Origin of the sequence: Streptomyces katrae (assembly GCF_000966975.1) — a bacterium.
Lineage (GTDB): Bacteria > Actinomycetota > Actinomycetes > Streptomycetales > Streptomycetaceae > Streptomyces > Streptomyces katrae.
Map to the genome: position 1 here is coordinate 1 of NZ_JZWV01001477.1, position 662 is coordinate 662.

General features: G+C 74.5%; 1 protein-coding gene. It reads left to right on the plus strand.

What is annotated here, in order from left to right:
- Positions 1-58: 58 nt before the first annotated feature.
- On the plus strand, positions 59-662 hold a 604-nt coding region (locus tag VR44_RS38465; protein WP_045952327.1), incomplete at its 3' end, for an NAD-dependent epimerase/dehydratase family protein.

The window sequence follows — 662 nt, forward strand, 5'->3', positions numbered from 1 at the left end:
TCACATCCGGACCGGGCCGTCTGTCCCCTGAGTGAGACCACGACGGAGGAGGACGGTCATGAAGGTGCTGCTGGCGGGTGCGAGCGGGGTCCTGGGACAGCGGACGGCGGCGGCCCTGCGCGCCGCGGGCCACGAGGTCGCGGGCCTCGGCCGGGGCGCCGGGATGGACGTACGGGCCGACCTGCTCGACCGGGAGGGGCTGCTGCGGGCCGTCGAAGGGCGGGGCTTCGACGCGGTCGTGCACGCGGCGACCGCACTCGCGGGCAAGGCCATGGCCCGCCACCAGGACATGGCGGGCACCAACCGGCTGCGCACCGAGGGCACGGTGAACCTGCTGGCCGCCGCCCGGGAGACGGGGGCGCGGCGGTTCGTCGTCGAGTCGATGATGTTCGGCTACGGGTACGGGGACCACGGCGGGGCGCTGATCGGCGAGGACGACGGCTTCGGGCCGCGCGGGACGAACGTCTGGCTGGAGCGGCACGTCGGCGCGATGCGGACCAAGGAGGAGCTGGCGTTCACCGCCGACGGGATCGAGGGAGTGAGCCTGCGGTTCGGGCTGTTCTACGGGGAGGGCGTCACCGACAGCCACCTGGTGCCGCTGCTGCGGGGGCGCAAGCTTCCGGTGGTCGCCGCCAAGGGGCGGGCGCTGAGCTGGGTCGACG